Here is a 16,595-nt window from a genome sequence, read left to right as displayed (position 1 = left end):
GAAAGCCCGGTAACCTGAGGTGCCGGGCTTTTTTGTACCTGCGAATTGGCTCGCAATACAGTACAGTTTTTGCTGACACTGCACTGTACGGTCAACTATTGTGGCAACTGTCCCCGTACACTTCTAAACTGTTCCGGTATTGTTCTGCACAAAAATAAAATGCCCGTGAAATCGAGTGCTGCGTCATGACCAATCTCTTGCTCTATCAACGTATCGCTCAGCAATTGGCTGAGGATATCCGTCGTGGTGTCTATCAGCCGGGCGAGCGCGTGCCCTCGGTACGCAAGATGAGCTCGCAGCTCAACGTCAGCCATGCGACGGTGCTTCAGGCTTACGCCAATCTCGAAGACCAGGGGCTGATTCGTGCCAGGCCGCAGTCCGGTTATTACGTGCACCAGACGCCGGCCCTGACAGCGCCAACCCCGGATATCGCCCGGGTCGAGCGGCCAGGTCTGGTCACTCGCAGCAGCATCATTCAGCAGGTGTTGGTCGAGTCGCGGCGCGAAGGCGTGTTTCCGCTGGGGGCCGCCGTTCCGAGTGTCGACTATCTGCCGGTGCGTGCTCTGCATCAGCAATTGGCCAAGGTCACGCGCTTTCATAGCCCACGGGCCTTCAGTTACATGTTTAGCCCGGGTTTTGAACCGTTACGCCGACAAGTGGCGATTCGTATGCGTGATGCCGGTGTGGTGGTCGATCCATCGGAAGTGGTGATCACCCACGGTTGCGTCGACGCCTTGCAGATGTCGTTGCGGGTGTTGACCCGACCAGGCGATCTGATCGCGGCTGAGTCGCCGACCTATTACGGACTGCTGCAACTGGCCGATCTGCTGGGCCTGAAAGTCATCGAGATCCCGAGCGACCCAGCCATTGGCATGAGCCTTGAAGCGCTGCAATTGGCGGCGAACCAGTGGTCGATCAAGGCCCTGGTCCTGACCACGCGCCTGAGTAACCCGTTGGGCGGCACCATGCCAGAGGAGCGACAGAAGCAGTTGCTGCGTCTGGCATCGGATTTCGATATCCAGGTTGTCGAGGATGATATTTACGGCGAACTGATGTTCGAGCAGGGCCGTACCAAGGCACTGAAGGCCTACGACCGGCTGGATCGGGTGATCTACTGCTCGAGCTTTTCCAAGACCTTGTCACCCGGTGTACGGATCGGCTGGATGATCGCCGGTAAGTACCAACAGGAAATCCAGCGTTTGCAGACTTTCAGCACCCATTCTGCGTGCAGCGTCACTCAGATGGGGATCGCGTCTTATCTGGAGAACGGCGGTTATGATCGCCATCTGCGCTATATCCGTCAGGAGTACCGCAAGAACCTCAGTGCTTTCCAGCTGGCGGTGCAGCAGTATTTCCCGGAAGGCACGCAGATGACCCGACCCACCGGCGGCTTCATCCTCTGGGTCAGCCTGCCTGGCCGGGTCAATACCCAAGAACTGCATGTGCGCGCCTTGCAACAGGGCATCAGCATCGCGCCGGGGCTGATTTTCAGTAACACCGAGCAGTTCAATCACTGCATTCGATTGAATTGCGGCATTCCGTGGAACCGCGAGGCCGAGCGAACGCTGATGACCTTGGGCATGCTCGCAAGTCAGCTTTGTCAGGAGGCGTCGGGCGGTTTCTGACAGGGGCCGGGTCCCGTCGAGTGGTCGGCTTATCGGGAGCTTGTCATGGACCGTTCAACAAGCGAGCATATGCCCCCTCTGCCGTTAGTGCTGTAGTGCCTATGAAAGCGATTTTTCCTGTTGGTTGGTTGTTAGTCTGCTTATTGAGTGTCTTCAATAACGTGACGGTGATGGCGGCTTCCAGCCAGGACAAGCCGGTTGTGGCTGCCTCCACGGCGAAATCGCAGAAGCCTGCATCGGTAAAAAAACACGCGCCTGTCAAAAAGCGTGCGCCCATCGCTTCCAAGTCAAAGCCGGCAAGTGAAGTAGTGCAAACCCCGTTGCCTGCGGTCAATCTGGACTTGAGCCTGCCGCAGGATATGGTCAGGGATTTGCAGCCCCCGGGTGCACTGCTGCAGACCAGGCGACAGCCATTACTGCCAAAGTTGTTTGGCGCAAAACCGAAGTCGGACAGTCCGTTTCAGCTCAATGGTCGCTTGCTCAACAATGAAATGGGGTTGCAGCTACGTAATGAAGAGCGTCGCGAGGTCGAAGGTGCCGCGCTGGATTTCCAGTTCAAACAGTAAGTACAAACACCTTGCTGTGACCCACGGTCTTGACGCTTTGTCGGAGACTGGTCAGTCACGGCTGTTTGAGTGAAAAAACCACGGTCTGGCTAATTTCAAACGGCTGTTTTAGCGGGTACTCTATTGCTCGTCATTAAACACTTTGGCCGTCACGAGGAGTTTGTTCGTCATGAATTGCCGTGAAGGCTGTGGCGCCTGTTGCATTGCCCCTTCCATCAGTTCACCGATCCCCGGCATGCCCAATGGCAAAGCCGCGGGAGAACGTTGCGTGCACCTTACTGCCGAGCACCTGTGCGCCATCTTCGGGATGCCCGAGCGGCCGGCGGTCTGCGCGGCTTTTCAGGCGGATGTCGAGGTGTGCGGCAGCAGCCGTGAAGAAGCTATCAAGTTATTGGGTTGGTGGGAGCAAATGACGGCGGCTTAGTGTTTTCAATGTACGGAACTTCAACAATAAGGAATAAGACAATGGGTTCGCTGCATCGAATGGCTGTGCTGTGTGGTTTGACTGTTCTGCTGGCCGCAACTGCTCAGGCCGAAGATTGGCAGACTGCCAAGGACGAAAACGGGATCAAGATTTCCCTGAGTGAAGTCGCCGGCTCCCAATACAAGGCCTATCGCGGCGTGACGATCATGAAGACCTCCATCGCCAAACTGCGTGCCTTGCAAGAGGATGTCTCAGGGGCGTGCGCCTGGATTCATGAGTGCAAATCGCAGAAACTGCTCAAGCACGAAGGCGATCAGAGCTGGACCTACACTCAGTTCAGTCCGCCCTGGCCGGTTACCCCACGCGATTCGGTACTGCACGTCACCACAGTCGAAGGCGCCGATGGCAGCCTGACCCGCAAGCTGGAAGGTGTGCCAACGTATATTCCTGAAGAAAAGGGTTTCGTGCGGGTCGCTCAGGTGCAAGGCTTCTGGAAGTTCGTACCCAAAGGCGCAGATCAGATCGAAGTGACCTACCAGGTTCACACCGAACCGGGCGGCAGTGTGCCGTCGTGGCTGGCCAACAAGTTCGTCGTTGACGCCCCGTTCAACACTTTGAAGGCGCTGAAACAGCGCGCTGAAAAACCATAAGGTATTGAACCGGTTGCTCTTTGAAAGAAGGTCGCCTGTTGGCGGCCTTCTTTATGCAAGTCTCTGAGTGCTGTGGGTGGAACGATGCTCACTGCTCAAGGTCGAGATGATGTAAGCCCATCCATGGGTTTTATCGAGGAGGCACCAATGCAAAAGTGGGAAGTCACTTTCGTTGATGATCATGGTGTTCAAACCGTCGAGCAGTTTGACTGCGAGCAAAAACCCACCATGGAGCAGGCTGCGCACTTGATACTTTCAAAGTTGCTGCCAGTCCCGGCCGAGCTCGATCTCAATGATCTGGAAGGCCGTATCGATGACCCCACGGTCAAAAGCCTGAAAGATCAGTACAGCATTCAAATCCTCGAAATCACCCCGGCTTCTTGAGGCTCTGGCACAGGGGCTGGCTTCGCGCTACTCTGCAATCGAGATCAGCGAATGAATCGCTAAGGTCTGGTCTCTTGTCAGCTACATGCTTGTTTCCCGGCGGCAATCTTATTGTCGTATCGCTTTCACCATTGTGGTTGCGAGCGCAGGGAGTACGGAAAGTCTATCCATCAGTTTGAGGAGGACGTTTCATGAGCACAGCCTATCAAGAAGACATCAGCAGCAGCGTGCTGCGCCGCATGAAAGAGGGCGGTTTTGATTTTTCACGATTCCATCCCATCGAGTTCTACGCCATTTTCCCGGATGAGGAGCGGGCGCGCAGGGCGGCAGGACATTTTCGCGGTGAGTCATTGAATGCTCAGATCAGCGTGCGTGATGACGGGGCCTGGCATCTGGAGCTAAGCAAGGTGATGTATGCCACCTACGGCGGCATCGGTGACTTCGAGCAGGATTTCGAGGCGGTGGTCGAGCCTCTGGGCGGGATTATCGAAGGTTGGGGCGTGAAGCAGGAGGTACGAGGGTTACTCGCATAACACCTATGAACAGCATCAACGCTCAGCATCGGCTGACCTCAGGGTCGGCCGATTTCGTTTGTGGCTGTTGGAAGATCAAAAGATCGCGGATTATCCAGAGGTTCACGCGTGCAGCGAAATCAAGTCTGACTATGCTGGTGATAGCTATAGGCATTGCTTCGCAATGAAGCGGGGGCGATCGAGTTGGGGCGTTTGCTGCACGGGAATGGTGCGGCACCTGCCGGGCTATTATCCAACTGATTGATATTAAAGCGTTTATGCCGCTGGCACGGGCCTTGCGAAGCCTTGGTGTCCGGGTGACAAGGAGTACGGCATGATCCGCACCTATTTTGATGAGATGTATGATGCCGGCGGCCAGGTCCGTCCGCATTATCGGGAGTTCGCCCGTTGGTTAGCCGAAACGCCTGACGAGCTTTTGGCACAACGGCGACGCGAGGCCGATCTGCTATTTCATCGCGCCGGTATTACTTTCACACTCTATGGTGATGAGCAGGGGACAGAGCGCCTGATTCCCTTTGACACTATTCCCCGCAGTATTCCCGCCAGTGAATGGCGGATCGTCGAACGTGGCTGCATCCAGCGGGTCAAGGCGTTGAACATGTTCCTCGCCGACCTCTATCACGAGCAGCGCATCATCAAGGCTGGCATCATCCCGGCCGAGCAAGTGCTGGCCAACGAGCAGTACCAGTTGGCCATGCAAGGGCTGGATCTGCACCGCGATATCTATTCGCATATTTCTGGCGTCGACCTTGTGCGTGATGGCGACGGCACCTATTACGTGCTCGAAGACAACCTGCGCACACCCAGCGGTGTCAGCTACATGCTCGAAGATCGCAAGATGATGATGCGGTTGTTCCCCGAGTTGTTCGCCGCCCAACGCATTGCGCCGATCGATCATTACCCCAACCTGTTGCTCGACACCCTGAAAAGCTCCAGCCCGCTGGACAACCCCAGCGTCGTGGTATTGACTCCCGGGCGCTTTAACAGCGCGTTCTTCGAACACGCGTTTCTGGCTCGGGAGATGGGCGTCGAACTGGTCGAGGGGGCTGATCTGTTCGTGCGTGATGACCGTGTGTTCATGCGCACTACCGACGGGCCGAAGGCCGTAGATGTGATCTATCGTCGTCTCGATGACGCATTCCTCGACCCCTTGGCGTTCAATCCCGACTCGATGCTCGGCGTGCCCGGTCTGTTGTCCTCTTATCGCTCTGGCAATGTGGTGTTGGCGAATGCCATCGGCACCGGTGTGGCAGACGACAAGTCGGTCTATCCGTTTGTCACCGACATGATCCGTTTCTATCTGGACGAGGAGCCGATCCTCAAGAACGTGCCCACCTGGCAATGCCGCAAACCCGAGGAGCTGTCCCACGTGCTGGCGAACCTTCCCGAACTGGTAGTCAAGGAAACTCAAGGTTCCGGTGGTTATGGAATGCTGGTGGGGCCCGCGGCGACGGCGGCGGAAATCGAATCGTTCCGCGCGCGGATCAAAGCCAAGCCTCACGCCTACATCGCCCAACCGACCCTGTGCCTGTCGACCTGCCCGACGTTTGTCGAAAACGGCATCGCCCCGCGCCATATCGACCTGCGCCCGTTTGTCCTGTCTGGCCGGGAAACCCGGGTAGTGCCCGGCGGCCTGACCCGCGTCGCCCTGCGCGAAGGCTCCCTGGTGGTGAATTCGTCCCAGGGTGGCGGTACCAAGGACACCTGGGTGGTCGAGGATTGAAGGAAGCCTGCCATGTTAAGTAGAACTGCCTCGGATTTGTATTGGATGTCGCGTTACCTGGAGCGGGCGGAAAACCTCGCACGGATGCTCGATGTCAGTTATTCGCTGTCGTTGATGCCGCAGGACGGCCGTGGTGACGGTTTGCATGAGCTGGCGATGCCGCTGATGATCACCGGTACGCTGGATGACTATCTGGAGCGTCACGGTGCGTTGCATGCTGAACGGCTGCTGCACTTTTTCGCGCTGGACGCGGCCAACCCGGCGAGCATCTACAGCTGCCTGGGTGCCGCACGGGCCAGTGCTCATGCGGTGCGTGGGCGAATCACCGCCGACATGTGGGAAAACATCAACGCCACTTGGCTTGAGATTCGCGGTATCGCCGAACAAGGCCTAAGCCGCTACGGCATGAGCCGTTTTTGCGAGTGGATCAAGGAGCGTTCCCATCTGTTTCGCGGTGCTTCCTACGGCACCATCATGCGTAACGATGCATTTCGTTTTATCCGCCTCGGTACGTTTATCGAACGGGCCGATAACACCCTGCGCTTGCTGGATGCTCGTTACGAAATGGCCGGCGATCAGGCCGAAGCGGTCAGCGACGGCACCGCCCACGCTTACTACCAGTGGAGCGCTTTGCTGCGCGCGCTGTCTTCGTTCGAGGCCTATACCGAGATCTACCGCGACGCGCCCGGTGCGCGGCACGTTGCCGAGCTGTTGCTGTTGCGGGCCGATGTACCGCGTTCCCTGCGTGCCTGTACCGAGGAGATCGACCAGATCCTCGCCAGCCTGCCGGGCGCCAATGGTCGACCGGCGCAACGCCTGGCGGCGGAGATAGACGCGCGTCTGCGTTACACCGGCATCAACGAAATCCTCGACGAAGGCCTGCACACCTGGCTGACCGAATTCATCCCGCTGGTGCGCCAGTTGGGCAACGCTATTCACAGTTCCTACCTGGAGGCTGCATGAGACTTTCCATTAGCCACGAGACCACCTATCACTACGAAGATCAGGTGCGGGCGAGCATCCAGTATTTACGTCTGACCCCCCACGACAGCGAGCGTCAGCACGTCCTCAGTTGGCAGCTCGAGCTACCGCGGCCGGTGCGTGCCCAATTGGACCCGTTCGGCAATATCCTGCATGTGTTGACCATGGACGAGCCGCATGAAGCCATCATCATCGGCGCCCGTGGGCAAGTGGACATCGATGAAAAGCGTGAAGCCGAGCATGAGAGCCAGTCGGCGCTGCCATTCCTGCGTTTCACGCGCTTGACCGAGGCGGATGAGGCCTTGCGTGCCTTTGCCCAAAAGCAATGCCGCACACGCCGTGATCGCAGCGCGTTGATCGACTTGATGCACGGTCTTAACCAGCACATGACCTATACACCGGGCTCCACTGAAATCGAAACCAGCGCCGCGGAGGCCTTCGCCGGGCGTGCCGGGGTCTGTCAGGACCATACCCATGCGTTTCTCGCCTGCACGCGCAGCCTGGGCATTCCTGCGCGCTATGTGTCGGGCTATCTGTACAGCGAGAACAGTGAACACCTGGCCAGCCACGCCTGGGCCGAAGCCTGGCTCGACGATGCCTGGTACAGTTTTGATGTGACCAATCAACTGGCCAGGCCCGAGCGTCATTTGAAACTGGCGGTCGGCCTCGACTACCTGGACGCCTGCCCGGTACGCGGCATGCGCCGTGGCGGTGGTTGCGAGCAGATGCACGCCAAAGTCTTCATCTCACCGACGCCGACTATTTTGGTGCAGCAGCAATAAAAGGGGATACCGCATCGCGAGCAAGCTCGCTCCTACATCGCGTTATCTTGTAGGAGCGAGCTTGCTCGCGATGAGGCCGGAACAGGCAGCACAAGACTCAAGCCATTACGGCTGCTGCTTACGCCCGGCCATGTGCTTCAAATACCCCACCAACAAGTCCAGCTCCGTATCCGGTAGCACGGTTGCGGAGAAGCCGGGCATTTTCGCCTGTGGCCAATGGCGCAGGCTTTGCGGATCGCGGATATAGCGTTTGAGAAAGTCGGCACCGAAGTATTCGGTAGGGTTGAACGGGATATTCAGATCAGGACCAAACTGCGCGTCACCCGCGCCGTTCAGACGATGGCAGGCCAGACAGTTCTTCTGGAACAACGCAAAACCCTGATTCACCGGATCACCGGGCACCAGCTTCGGATCAGGGCGCAGGGCCGGGAAACGCTCGGAAACGGCGGCCAGTTTTTTGATACTGGCAACCTGGAAGGGCCATTGTTCAGGGCTGATCTGGCCGGCTTGCGGGTTGAGCCAGACCAGATAGAACGGCCCGGCACCTGGCTTGCCCTCGGCCAATGGCGGCCAGGGTTTCTGTGGGTCTTCCACCGCGAGCCAGGCCTGAGCACCGTCGCGATTGAGCAACGGCGCGGCGGCCAGTTCGGCGGCAAAACCGTCAAGCGCTACTGCTTGCAGATGGTCGTCAGCGTTGATGCCAGTCAGCAATGCCGACAGAGGCACGGCGCGATAGCTCATCTCTCGCTTGTAGGAAACATCGTCAGAAACTCTGATCGTCCGGGCTTGAGGGTGCTTGAGCAATTCCTCGGTTTGCCAGGTTCGACTACCCGCACCCAGGTCCAGGACCAGTTGTGCGGCGTACAGGGGCGTGCTGAGCAGCAAGGCCCAAAGCAAAATGAAAGGTTTCAATTGATCGCCGTAATGTCGTCAGAAATTTCGTCGCCCGGCAGGATGTCCTGGGATGGGGAGACGTGATCGACCACGGCGCACTTGAGCTTCCGGATCTTGCCCAAAGGTTGGCACACAAGCGCCTGCCCCGGTAGTGAACCGGGGCACATTTGCAATGCGGCGCTGTAAAACGGCCACACCTTTAGCCGATCACTCTGGTGAGGTTCGGCAAGATGAGGATCAGTGTGGTGGCGAATAGAATGAGCCCGGCCTGACGTACTTTCGATTGTTTGAACATGGCTGACTGCCTTTTTTGTTATGTCCTGAGCGTCAAATGCTTGCCTGCATATCTCCATGACGGCAAAGCGTTGTACTTCCTTTCTGAGGAGGGTCTCGGCAAAGCCCGACGACCACCTCCTACGGTTTACCTTAGGGGCCGCATTGCACTTGCTTTAGATCCATTTCGTATCAACCATTGGCTAAACGCTTTATAAAAGGCATGAGGTTTATTGCCAGTTGCTTGGCCGCCCTTTGGCTAGACAGTTCCGTTGCTAAATCCTCGTTTTCAATTAGCTCGCTACCGTTCGTCTGAGCGTGACCGTCAAGGTCAGTGAGCGCTTCGGTCATTGAATCCATCGCTGCTGCGCGTAGGGTCTGTTGATGTTTGGTGACGAATCGTCACCAAACATCAACAGACCCTAATGTGAGAACTCAGCAATTACTCACCTGTACTGCGGTTCGAGGACGTCATGACTGAAGCTTTGATTTTCGATGCGTTACGCACGCCCCGTGGCAAAGGCAAGGCCGATGGCGCCTTGCACAGCGTCAAGCCAGTGAACCTGCTGGCCGGGTTGCTGAGCGCTCTGCAACAGCGCACGGAACTCGATACCAGCCAGGTGGATGACATTGTGCTCGGCTGCGTGACGCCGGTCGGTGATCAGGGCGCCGATATTGCCAAGACTGCCGCCTCCGTTGCCGATTGGGAGGTGAGCGTGGCCGGCCTGCAAATCAACCGTTTCTGCGCTTCGGGGCTGGAAGCGGTCAATCTCGGCGCCATGAAAGTGCGCTCCGGGTTCGAGGATCTCGTGGTGGTGGGTGGCGTCGAGTCCATGTCGCGTGTACCGATGGGCAGCGACGGCGGTGCCTGGGCACTTGACCCGCAAACCAACATGCACAGCCATTTCGCGCCCCAGGGTATCGGCGCGGACCTGATCGCCACGCTTGAAGGCTTCAGCCGCCAGGATGTCGACACCTTCGCGCTGCACTCCCAGCAAAAAGCCGCACGGGCGAGGGCGGACGGTTCCTTCAAGAAATCGTTGGTACCGGTGCAGGATCAAAACGGCATCATCCTGCTCGATCACGATGAGTTCATCCGCGCCGGCTCCACGCTGGAAGGCCTGGGCAATCTCAAACCCAGTTTTGAAATGATCGGGCAAATGGGCTTCGACGCTACGGCGTTGCGGGTCTACAGCCATGTGGAGCGCATCAACCATGTCCACACCCCAGGCAACAGCTCGGGGATTGTCGACGGTGCCGCACTGATGCTGATTGGCTCTGAATCCAAAGGTCGCGAGCTGGGTTTGCAGCCGCGCGCGCGCGTGGTCGCCACGGCGGTCATCAGTACCGATCCGACCATCATGCTTACCGGTCCCGCCCCGGCCACCCGCAAAGCGCTGGCCAGGGCCGGGTTGCGGGTCGAAGACATCGACCTGTTCGAGGTCAACGAGGCCTTTGCTTCGGTCGTACTGAAATTCATCAAGGACATGGCCATCGACCCGGACAAGGTCAATGTCAATGGCGGCTCCATCGCCATGGGCCACCCGCTTGGCGCGACCGGTTGCGCGATCCTCGGCACCTTGCTCGATGAACTGGAAGTGCGGCGCCTGCGCTACGGCCTGGCGACCCTCTGTGTCGGCGGCGGCATGGGTATTGCCACCATCATCGAACGCCTCTGAGCCCTGACATCAAGGAAGCACTTTCATGACTGATGCTATCCGTTACGAAAAAGGTCAGGACCAGATCGTCGTCCTGACTATCGACCTGCCGGGCCAGACGGCCAACACGATGAACGCGGTCTACCGAGATGCCATGGCCGCCAGCGTTGCACAGCTGGTAGCCGACAAAGAGTCGATCGCCGGGGTGATCATCACCTCCGCGAAGAAAACCTTCTTTGCCGGTGGCGACCTCAATGAACTGATCAAGGTGGGCAAGCCCGAAGCCAAAGCCTTCTACGACATGGTGCTGTCGCTCAAGGGTCAATTGCGCACGCTGGAGACCTTGGGTAAACCGGTGGTTGCCGCGATCAACGGCGCGGCACTGGGCGGTGGTTGGGAGATTTGCCTGGCGTGCCATCATCGGGTGGCGCTGGACAGCAAGTCGCTGCAGATCGGTTTGCCGGAAGTGACTCTCGGCCTGCTACCGGGCGGCGGCGGTGTGGTGCGCATGGTGCGCATGCTGGGGCTGGAAAAAGCCTTGCCGTACCTGCTTGAAGGCAAAAAAGTCACACCGCAACAAGCACTGCAGGCCGGATTGATTGATCAGCTGGCAGCTGACCGTTATGAACTATTGGCCAAGGCCCGGGCGTGGATCGTCGCCAACCCGGCGGTCAAACAGCGCTGGGACATGAGTGGTTACCAGATTCCCGGTGGTACACCGTCCCATCCAGAAGTGGCGCAGATGCTGGCCATTGCGCCGTCGATCCTGCGCAGCAAAACCTATGGCTGCCTGCCGGCTCCAGAGAAAATCCTCTGTGCGGCGGTGGAAGGCGCCCAGGTCGATTTCGACACTGCGCAATTGATTGAAACCCGCTACTTCACCGAGCTGACCACCGGCCAGGTGGCGAAAAACATGATTGGCACTTTCTGGTTCCAACTCAACCAGATCAATGCCGGTAGCTCCCGGCCACAAGGTTTCGCACCCTATGTGACACACAAGGTCGGTGTCCTCGGCGCGGGCATGATGGGCGCCGGGATTGCCTACGTCAGCGCCGTGGCCGGTATCGAGGTGGTACTCAAGGACATCAACCTCGCTGCCGCCGAAAAGGGCAAAGCGCACTCGGCGGCGTTGCTCGACAAAAAACTCGCTCGCGGGCAACTGACTGCCGAGCTGCGGGAAATCACCCTGGCGCGAATCAAAACCACCGAGCAGGATGCTGACCTGGCCGGTTGCGACCTGATCATCGAAGCGGTGTTCGAAGATCGTGAGTTGAAAGCCAGGGTTACGTCCGCTGCGCAGCGCGTGGTCGGTGCCGATGCGGTCATTGCGTCCAACACCTCTACCTTACCCATCAGCGGCCTCGCCGCTGCCGTGCCGCAGCAGGAAAAGTTTATTGGTCTGCACTTCTTCAGCCCGGTAGAAAAAATGCCGCTGGTGGAAATCATCAAAGGGGTCAACACCAGTGATGAAACCCTGGCTCGCGGTTTTGATTTCGTACTGCAAATCAAGAAAACCCCGATTGTGGTGAACGACAGCCGTGGGTTCTTTACTTCGCGGGTGTTCGGCACCTTCACCAACGAAGGCATCGCCATGCTTGGCGAAGGCATTTCGGCACCGATGATCGAAACCGAAGCGCGCAAGGCCGGGATGCCTATTGGTCCGTTGGCGATTTCCGACGAAGTATCCCTGAGCCTGATGAGCCATATCCGTCAGCAAACCGCCAAGGATCTGCAAGCCGAAGGAAAACCGCTGACGCAACATCCGGCCTTTGCCGTGATCGATCTACTGCTCGATGACTACAAACGTCCGGGCAAAGCGGCGGGTGGGGGGTTCTACGACTATCCGGCCGGGGGACCAAAGCACCTGTGGCCGGAGTTGAAAAAACGCTTCGAAAAAACCGACGCTCAGATATCAGCGCAAGACGTACGAGATCGCTTGCTGTTCGTGCAGGCCATCGAAACCGTGCGCTGCGTGGAGGAGGGCGTGCTGCACTCGACGGCCGACGCCAACATCGGTTCGATCTTCGGCATAGGCTTCGCGGCCTGGACCGGTGGCGCGTTGCAGTTCATCAACCAATACGGCTTGAAGGATTTCATTGCCCGCGCCCGGTACCTGGCCGAGCAATATGGCAAACGTTTCGCACCACCGGCATTACTGTTGGAGAAAGCGGCTCAAGGGAAGCTGTTCTGACCGAAGGTTCCCGACTGCCCGGCGGTACGTTCCGGGCTTGCCTTGCAACGGCATTTCAAGGCAGGCTCAAACGTGCGCACTATCGCCTAATCGTGTCAGGTACTTTTTATGTCGTTACGCATCTGCATTCTGGAAACCGACATCTTGCGTCCAGAACTGGTCGATCAATATCAGGGTTATGGGCAGATGTTCCAGCGCCTGTTCTCACAGCAACCGATCGCTGCCGAGTTCACCGTCTACAACGTGATGCAAGGCGACTACCCCAGCGATGATTTGAGTTTCGATGCCTATCTGGTCACTGGCAGCAAGGCCGATTCCTTTGGCACTGATCCGTGGATTCAAACCCTCAAGACTTACCTGTTGGCGCGCTACGAGCGTGGCGACAAGCTGCTGGGCATCTGCTTCGGCCATCAGCTGCTGGCGTTGCTGCTGGGCGGCAAGAGCGAGCGCGCGACCCAGGGCTGGGGTGTCGGCACCCACAGCTACACATTGGCTGCCAAAGCGCCGTGGATGAGTCCGGTGGTCGAAGAGCTGACCTTGTTGATCAGTCATCAGGATCAGGTCACCGCGCTGCCGGAAAACGCCACGGTGATCGCCTCCAGCGATTTTTGCCCGTTCGCCGCCTATCACATCAACGATCAGGTTCTGTGTTTCCAGGGCCACCCTGAGTTCATCCACGACTATTCGCGAGCGTTGCTGGAGATCCGTCAGCAGCACCTTGGCGAGCAGGTCTACCAGAAAGGCGTGGCCAGCCTGGCCCATGAACACCACGGCGCCACTGTGGCGGAGTGGATGATGCGATTCGTTGCCCATAAGCCGAAGGCTGAATCCGTTTAAGCCCCTGTAGCCGCTGCCGCAGGCTGCGATAAGTCCCGTAGGGGCTTCTGCGGTTCGAAAAGCACGCCCGATCCTCGGTCGATCGCAGCCTGCGGCAGTGGCTACGAAAGAGCGCTTACAGCCACCCCGACCGCTTGAAGCTCGCCCACAACGCGACACAACCCACCGCAATAAACCCCATCACCGAAAAATAACCATAATGCCAACTCAGCTCAGGCATGTTCTGGAAGTTCATCCCATAAATCCCGGCTATAGCCGTCGGGAGCGCCAGAATCGCCGCCCAGGCTGCGAACTTGCGTTGCACCACGCTTTGCCGCGACGCCTCCAGCAACACGCCGATCTCGATGGTCTGGCTGGCGATATCGCGCAACGTTGCCAGGTCTTCCATCTGCCGTGTCACATGAATCTGCACGTCGCGGAAGTACGGGCGCATACTCTTGTCGATAAACGGAAACGTCAGCTTCTGCAGTTCTTCGCTGATCTCTACCATCGGCGCCGCGTATCGGCGCAAGCGCAGCAAATCCTGGCGCAAGCCATGCAGATTCTGGATATCGCGTTCATTCAGTGAACTGCTCAGCACGTTGCGTTCCAGCTCATTGATTTCGGCATGAATCGCCTCGCTGACCGGCTGATAGTTTTCGATGACGAAATCGAGCAGGGCGTAGAGCACAAAGTCTTCGCCATGACCGAGCAACAGCGGTCGCGCCTCGCAACGTTGACGCACATGGGCGTAGGACGCCGAATGGCCGTAGCGGGCGGTGATAATGTAACCCTTGCCGGCGAAAATGAGAGTCTCGATAAACTCCAGTTTGCCCTCGTGGCGAATTGGCGAGTAAATCACGATAAACAGCGCGTCACCGAAGGTTTCCAGCTTCGGTCGGCTGTGTTTTTCCAGGGCGTCTTCAATGGCCAGTTCGTGCAGGTTGAACTGTTTTTGCAGGCTGGCCAGCTCTTGAGGGGTGGGCTCTTCCAGGCCGATCCAGACGAAATGGTCAGGTTTTGCGGCCCAGACACTGCCTTCATCGAGGGTGATGTTGGTGATTCTCTTACCAGCGCTGTAAACGGCAGCAGCAACGACTCTACCCATAATGGTTGTCCGCTTTTTATTATCAAATGGCAGTGGCAGGCATGGTGCAACTTAGCGTGCTCTACCTGATCAGAGTCAGCAACAATGCGGTAGTTCGCAAGCAAAAAAAAAGCCCTAGCGTTTGAGGCTAGGGCTTTCTTACCCGGCGTCGGGCTGATTATTCCTGGTCGACTACATCACGCCAGCTGGAAATAGCCGGTCCCACTGCCGGAGAACTCCCCGCCAATGCTCCCGCCATATTGCGATGGATGGACCAGTACGGCCAGCAGGCGCTGCCCTTCATAAAGGTACAGGGTGAGCGAACCTGGACTAATCGACAATTTCAGCAACAACGAGATGCCGATGAGGTTCTCAGCATCAGGCACCTTGCCTTGCAGGTAGATACCGGAAAGATTGATATCGGTCCCCGTACCTGTCGCCTGGCCGATGAACCGCACTGCGGCTCCTTGCTGAGGAGCATTTGGTCCGATCTTGGCGGGTGACGCACTAATCTGGATGGTTTCGGTATGAGGGTAACCACCGTCGCCGCAACCTTCGAAGTTGAAGTAGCCGCAAATGTTCTGCGGCTCCCCGCATCCACACAATGATTGCGGGTCCACGTTCTGATGGAGAACCTCTTCTAGCGCCGGCTTCGCATTGGAAAGCTCTCGCAGGCGTTTGATTTGTGCATCAAAGGCAGCCTGTGATTGCTGGTTGAGGGCATCGATCTGCTCAGGTTTTATGTCTTGAAGAGACGTCATAGCTAAAATCCTTTTAGTTTTTGTAAAAAGACCTGGAGACATTGCGCCTCACTCGACCAGCGCACCGTCCAGGAGCACACCAGGAACCCTTAGGCTCGCGGCCATATTTTAAAGCACAATCTGAAAACGCTCGCAACTACTCTCATGGCGGCACAGATACCCTGGAAAACATGCCAAGTTCTATGTCGGTATAAGGCTCGCGGCCCGGTGTGTGCTTGACGATCAAGAACGACTTTCCCGGCAATCCGTGAAGAACCAAAAAAAAGCCCGCACGAGGCGGGCTTGGCATCAGTCCGGTTGTAGCTGCTGATCCATCGACTCGATGCACGCGCGCATCTGCTCGCGGCACTGGGCGATCAACATCGGCATATCGTCCAGGCTCAACCCGGCGGTGGGAATCGCCGGCAGCGAGCGGATCAGGATTTTGCCGCTGCGCCAACGGTTCAGGCGCATTTGCTTGATATAGCTGCTGACACACACCGGGACGATCGGCACCCCGGCGGCAATGGCCATTTGAAATGCGCCTTTCTTGAATGGCAGCAACTCTTCGCCGAGGTTGCGCGTGCCTTCCGGAAACACCCAGATCGAGGTGTCCTTGTGCCGCAACGTGTGGGTGGTGGTCAGCATTGATTGACGGGCCTTGTGGGCGTTGCCACGGTCGATCAGCACATTCCCCGCGAGCCAGAACAACTGCCCGAATAACGGTACCCATTTCAGGCTCTTCTTGCCGATGCACACTGTGCGCCGCGGCACTACGTTGCCGAGCACGAACAAATCATAGTTGGACTGGTGATTGGCGATGATCACGCAACCCGGGGGGTTGTCCATCAGCGGACCGACCTCGGCCTTTACCCGCAGGCGCAAAATACACATGGCCGGCCAGGCGTAGAGACGGGCGCACAAACGACTGTTATCCGGATTGAACGGCCGGCACAATCCCAGCAATACCCCGAGCACGCCCGCGCTGATAAAGTGCAGGCTCATCAATAACATACGAAACAAATACAGCATTTACAGGCCAGCCGGGACAAAAGGTGGCGCAGTGTACGGATGTGCACTGTTTTCGGCAATTGCCTGTTAGACGCGGGAGATGGCCGATGTTTAAGCGCATGTTTCCGACTTATAGCGTCAGATGCGGTTTAGAGCGGCCGAGGGACTTTAAACGGCGGGTGTCTAGTCCTGAAATAGGTTTACACCTGTTTCACTCTAACGCCCGATGCACCGCATCGGGCGTTTTGTATTTTAAA

17 protein-coding genes are annotated in these 16,595 nt (G+C 57.7%); 12 read left to right on the top strand and 5 right to left on the bottom strand.

What is annotated here, in order from left to right; genetic code table 11:
* Nucleotides 1–185: 185 nt before the first annotated feature.
* The 9 genes from AC07O1_RS24570 to AC07O1_RS24530 all read left to right on the top strand — a co-directional run bounded on the left by AC07O1_RS24570 (nucleotide 186) and on the right by AC07O1_RS24530 (nucleotide 7,668).
* Complete coding sequence (locus AC07O1_RS24570) at nucleotides 186–1,625, top strand: aminotransferase-like domain-containing protein (protein ID WP_495090445.1); 1,440 nt, start codon at nucleotides 186–188, stop codon at nucleotides 1,623–1,625.
* A 101-nt stretch (nucleotides 1,626–1,726) separates the two neighbouring features.
* A complete protein-coding gene (locus tag AC07O1_RS24565) occupies nucleotides 1,727–2,191 on the top strand; it encodes a translation initiation factor 2 (protein ID WP_495090444.1) in 465 nt (154 codons plus the stop codon).
* Between the two features lie 169 nt (nucleotides 2,192–2,360).
* Entirely contained in the window at nucleotides 2,361–2,615 is a 255-nt protein-coding gene (locus tag AC07O1_RS24560; protein ID WP_495010697.1) for a YkgJ family cysteine cluster protein, read from the top strand.
* 41 nt (nucleotides 2,616–2,656) lie between these two features.
* Nucleotides 2,657–3,265: an START domain-containing protein gene (locus AC07O1_RS24555; RefSeq protein ID WP_494993959.1), complete on the top strand. Its 609-nt coding sequence runs from the start codon at nucleotides 2,657–2,659 to the stop codon at nucleotides 3,263–3,265.
* A gap of 123 nt (nucleotides 3,266–3,388) precedes the next feature.
* Nucleotides 3,389–3,649, top strand: coding sequence for a hypothetical protein (locus tag AC07O1_RS24550; RefSeq protein WP_495090487.1), 261 nt, complete (start codon nucleotides 3,389–3,391; stop codon nucleotides 3,647–3,649).
* A 191-nt stretch (nucleotides 3,650–3,840) separates the two neighbouring features.
* Nucleotides 3,841–4,182 carry a ribonuclease E inhibitor RraB gene (locus AC07O1_RS24545; RefSeq protein WP_493061445.1) on the top strand — a complete coding sequence of 114 codons (342 nt, stop codon included), beginning with the start codon at nucleotides 3,841–3,843 and terminating at the stop codon, nucleotides 4,180–4,182.
* A 313-nt stretch (nucleotides 4,183–4,495) separates the two neighbouring features.
* A complete protein-coding gene (locus AC07O1_RS24540; RefSeq protein ID WP_495090443.1) occupies nucleotides 4,496–5,905 on the top strand; it encodes a circularly permuted type 2 ATP-grasp protein in 1,410 nt (469 codons plus the stop codon).
* A 12-nt stretch (nucleotides 5,906–5,917) separates the two neighbouring features.
* Entirely contained in the window at nucleotides 5,918–6,868 is a 951-nt protein-coding gene (locus AC07O1_RS24535) for an alpha-E domain-containing protein (RefSeq protein ID WP_495090442.1), read from the top strand.
* Complete coding sequence (locus AC07O1_RS24530) at nucleotides 6,865–7,668, top strand: transglutaminase family protein (protein WP_495090441.1); 804 nt, start codon at nucleotides 6,865–6,867, stop codon at nucleotides 7,666–7,668. Before AC07O1_RS24535 ends, AC07O1_RS24530 begins: the two co-directional genes overlap by 4 nt.
* 105 nt (nucleotides 7,669–7,773) lie before the next feature.
* Here the strand turns inward: AC07O1_RS24530 and AC07O1_RS24525 are convergent, their stop codons facing one another.
* Nucleotides 7,774–8,580 (bottom strand): c-type cytochrome, encoded by an 807-nt coding sequence (locus AC07O1_RS24525; RefSeq protein ID WP_495090440.1) that lies wholly within the window; start codon nucleotides 8,578–8,580, stop codon nucleotides 7,774–7,776.
* Between the two features lie 447 nt (nucleotides 8,581–9,027).
* Nucleotides 9,028–9,186: a hypothetical protein gene (locus tag AC07O1_RS24520; RefSeq protein WP_495090439.1), complete on the bottom strand. Its 159-nt coding sequence runs from the start codon at nucleotides 9,184–9,186 to the stop codon at nucleotides 9,028–9,030.
* A gap of 122 nt (nucleotides 9,187–9,308) precedes the next feature.
* Between AC07O1_RS24520 and AC07O1_RS24515 the strand changes: the two genes are divergently transcribed.
* The 3 genes from AC07O1_RS24515 to AC07O1_RS24505 all read left to right on the top strand — a co-directional run bounded on the left by AC07O1_RS24515 (nucleotide 9,309) and on the right by AC07O1_RS24505 (nucleotide 13,521).
* Entirely contained in the window at nucleotides 9,309–10,514 is a 1,206-nt protein-coding gene (locus tag AC07O1_RS24515; protein WP_495090438.1) for an acetyl-CoA C-acetyltransferase, read from the top strand.
* Between the two features lie 25 nt (nucleotides 10,515–10,539).
* The gene (locus AC07O1_RS24510; protein WP_495090437.1) at nucleotides 10,540–12,684 is read left to right on the top strand and encodes a 3-hydroxyacyl-CoA dehydrogenase NAD-binding domain-containing protein; all 2,145 of its coding nucleotides are present in this window, start codon (nucleotides 10,540–10,542) and stop codon (nucleotides 12,682–12,684) included.
* A 108-nt stretch (nucleotides 12,685–12,792) separates the two neighbouring features.
* Nucleotides 12,793–13,521 carry an amidotransferase gene (locus AC07O1_RS24505; RefSeq protein WP_495090436.1) on the top strand — a complete coding sequence of 243 codons (729 nt, stop codon included), beginning with the start codon at nucleotides 12,793–12,795 and terminating at the stop codon, nucleotides 13,519–13,521.
* Between the two features lie 115 nt (nucleotides 13,522–13,636).
* On the opposite strand, the gene AC07O1_RS24500 is transcribed toward AC07O1_RS24505, so the two are convergent.
* From AC07O1_RS24500 to AC07O1_RS24490, 3 genes are all read right to left on the bottom strand, one after another.
* On the bottom strand, nucleotides 13,637–14,608 hold the full coding sequence (locus AC07O1_RS24500; protein WP_494993950.1) for a magnesium and cobalt transport protein CorA: 972 nt from the start codon (nucleotides 14,606–14,608) through the stop codon (nucleotides 13,637–13,639).
* A 176-nt stretch (nucleotides 14,609–14,784) separates the two neighbouring features.
* Complete coding sequence (locus tag AC07O1_RS24495; RefSeq protein WP_495090435.1) at nucleotides 14,785–15,348, bottom strand: hypothetical protein; 564 nt, start codon at nucleotides 15,346–15,348, stop codon at nucleotides 14,785–14,787.
* 288 nt (nucleotides 15,349–15,636) lie between these two features.
* Nucleotides 15,637–16,359, bottom strand: a complete 723-nt coding sequence (locus tag AC07O1_RS24490; protein WP_495090434.1) for a lysophospholipid acyltransferase family protein — start codon at nucleotides 16,357–16,359, stop codon at nucleotides 15,637–15,639.
* Nucleotides 16,360–16,595 lie beyond the last annotated feature (236 nt).

The sequence above is a fragment of the Pseudomonas sp. GW821-FHT07G10 genome, assembly GCF_059418545.1.
The sequence above is the reverse complement of the archived record's forward strand: the minus strand, read 5'-3'. Positions and strand labels throughout refer to the sequence as shown.

What these genes read in the sequence shown, in the direction of transcription:
- AC07O1_RS24500 (WP_494993950.1), bottom strand. Translation starts at nt 14,608, where the DNA reads ATGGGTAGAGTCGTTGCTGCTGCCGTTTACAGCGCTGGTAAGAGAATC.
- AC07O1_RS24495 (WP_495090435.1), bottom strand. Translation starts at nt 15,348, where the DNA reads ATGACGTCTCTTCAAGACATAAAACCTGAGCAGATCGATGCCCTCAAC.
- AC07O1_RS24530 (WP_495090441.1), top strand. Translation starts at nt 6,865, where the DNA reads ATGAGACTTTCCATTAGCCACGAGACCACCTATCACTACGAAGATCAG.
- AC07O1_RS24555 (WP_494993959.1), top strand. Translation starts at nt 2,657, where the DNA reads ATGGGTTCGCTGCATCGAATGGCTGTGCTGTGTGGTTTGACTGTTCTG.
- AC07O1_RS24560 (WP_495010697.1), top strand. Translation starts at nt 2,361, where the DNA reads ATGAATTGCCGTGAAGGCTGTGGCGCCTGTTGCATTGCCCCTTCCATC.
- AC07O1_RS24535 (WP_495090442.1), top strand. Translation starts at nt 5,918, where the DNA reads ATGTTAAGTAGAACTGCCTCGGATTTGTATTGGATGTCGCGTTACCTG.
- AC07O1_RS24520 (WP_495090439.1), bottom strand. Translation starts at nt 9,186, where the DNA reads ATGACCGAAGCGCTCACTGACCTTGACGGTCACGCTCAGACGAACGGT.
- AC07O1_RS24505 (WP_495090436.1), top strand. Translation starts at nt 12,793, where the DNA reads ATGTCGTTACGCATCTGCATTCTGGAAACCGACATCTTGCGTCCAGAA.
- AC07O1_RS24570 (WP_495090445.1), top strand. Translation starts at nt 186, where the DNA reads ATGACCAATCTCTTGCTCTATCAACGTATCGCTCAGCAATTGGCTGAG.
- AC07O1_RS24515 (WP_495090438.1), top strand. Translation starts at nt 9,309, where the DNA reads ATGACTGAAGCTTTGATTTTCGATGCGTTACGCACGCCCCGTGGCAAA.
- AC07O1_RS24490 (WP_495090434.1), bottom strand. Translation starts at nt 16,359, where the DNA reads ATGCTGTATTTGTTTCGTATGTTATTGATGAGCCTGCACTTTATCAGC.
- AC07O1_RS24550 (WP_495090487.1), top strand. Translation starts at nt 3,389, where the DNA reads ATGGGTTTTATCGAGGAGGCACCAATGCAAAAGTGGGAAGTCACTTTC.
- AC07O1_RS24565 (WP_495090444.1), top strand. Translation starts at nt 1,727, where the DNA reads ATGAAAGCGATTTTTCCTGTTGGTTGGTTGTTAGTCTGCTTATTGAGT.
- AC07O1_RS24510 (WP_495090437.1), top strand. Translation starts at nt 10,540, where the DNA reads ATGACTGATGCTATCCGTTACGAAAAAGGTCAGGACCAGATCGTCGTC.
- AC07O1_RS24545 (WP_493061445.1), top strand. Translation starts at nt 3,841, where the DNA reads ATGAGCACAGCCTATCAAGAAGACATCAGCAGCAGCGTGCTGCGCCGC.
- AC07O1_RS24540 (WP_495090443.1), top strand. Translation starts at nt 4,496, where the DNA reads ATGATCCGCACCTATTTTGATGAGATGTATGATGCCGGCGGCCAGGTC.